This is a genomic window from Vibrio sp. YT-19(2023), assembly GCF_033337395.1.
On record NZ_JAWOQN010000432.1, the window covers coordinates 1 to 741 of the forward strand.

The window sequence follows — 741 nt, forward strand, 5'->3', positions numbered from 1 at the left end:
GGAGGCTCCGATGGTATAGACAAAGAAACCCAACCCGAACACGCCATACACGATCGAAGGAACCCCCGCCAAGTTGATGACCGCAATTCGAATAATTCGCGTAAATGCGTTGTTCTTCGCGTATTCATGCAAGTAAATCGCAGCAACCACCCCAAGCGGCATCACGATAATCGACATGATAAGCACCAAGAAAACGGTTCCGAATATTGCAGGAAAAACGCCGCCCTCAGAGTTCGATTCTCTTGGATCTTCGGATAAGAATTTCCAGACCTGTTTACCCCAATGCATCACTTTGTCAGGTAACGACATTTGGTTTGGGTACCAGTGGTCCAATATGTCTTCAAGGGGAATCGAAACATGAGAACCCGTCATGTCCTCAACAATTAGTGCATAGCCAGAAAGCTGTAAACGCAAGCAATCCAGTTGTAAGTCCAACTTCGCCAGCTCTTGTTCCACTTGCTCTTTTTGTTGCAAGTTCTGCGCTAAAAAATCGTCCGTTACGGTGTTGTTGAGCTCATGTTTGCGCTTGTCTAAACGCAATTGCTCAAGCTTCCAACCCAGGTCTTTCAGTTGGTCGACGACCAAAGAATCAATCTCGTGGCGCAGCGTTTCTGCGTCATCAAGTTTTTTGTTCAACACCGTTTGGATATCAGTTTGATAGAGCTTGTCGCCATCTTGAAACGCCACCAGCTTACCAAAAAAATATCCGCCGCTGCTGCGCTCAATCACCGCCCACTCTTT

The 741-nt window shown here is 47.0% G+C and carries 1 pseudogene; it reads right to left on the reverse strand.

What is annotated here, in order from left to right:
* Nucleotides 1–741: pseudogene (locus tag R7E78_RS26360) on the reverse strand (phosphate ABC transporter, permease protein PstA); the annotation flags it as partial.